The organism is Methylobacterium sp. E-041, assembly GCF_022829665.1.
GTDB lineage: Bacteria > Pseudomonadota > Alphaproteobacteria > Rhizobiales > Beijerinckiaceae > Methylobacterium.
This window is the reverse complement of the sequence record NZ_JAKSYQ010000051.1, coordinates 1-747: the sequence shown is the minus strand read 5'-3', so window position 1 is coordinate 747 and position 747 is coordinate 1. Positions and strand designations below refer to the sequence as shown.

General features: G+C 57.2%; 1 pseudogene. It reads right to left on the bottom strand.

What is annotated here, in order from left to right:
* Positions 1-483: 483 nt before the first annotated feature.
* Positions 484-747: pseudogene (locus tag MKK70_RS03465) on the bottom strand (hypothetical protein); the annotation flags it as partial.

Genomic DNA, 747 nt, shown 5'->3' with positions numbered 1-747 from the left:
CTACAGAGCACCGAAGCGCCCCTTTGGCATACTGCAGCCGGTGCACTCGTTCGCGCTGATATCGAACCGTCGCCCACGAACATTCAAAAGGCTTACGACGCTCTTTTACGCTTGGTGAAATGCACCGCCCCTGTCCCATCATGCATACGCCTCCGAGTATCCCCGCGTGGTCTACGCGAGCATATAGAAGCCTTCTTTGGACTAACTCGGGAAGGGCTCACAAATTGACCCTTGGTAGTGAGAAAGCTTGTTTATTGCGGAAGCATTGCTCCCAGGGCTGAAATCAGGTGGCGAGTAGTTGGCATCAGGGCTCACCGCCAGACCACCATTTTCTAGGTACATCACACCGAGCACCGAGATGATGTGTAGTCGTGACGACGTTGCCTGAGCCCGCCTCAGGTCCGGTGCAATCCAGCGGGCCCAACCAGCGTCGTGATCGGCCAGTCTACAGACGCGGCCTTCCAAACTTGGACGCTTTGCGCCTCATGCCGCTTCACCTGACGCCTGCACAAGGGTCAAGATCCGGAGACGTTCTTCAGGATCGGAAATTCGCATGAAAGCCTGGATCAGCGCGTAGCATTCACGTTCGAAGCCGCCATTAACCTCTGTCTGCTCCACGGGCTTGGATACCGCTTCGATCGCGTTCTGCGATTGATACAGAACGGTCAGCGAGACCTGCAGCGCGTCGGCGATCCGCTGTAGGGGCGTGCTCTTGGCCATGAGGCTCACTGATCGAGGAAGCCGATC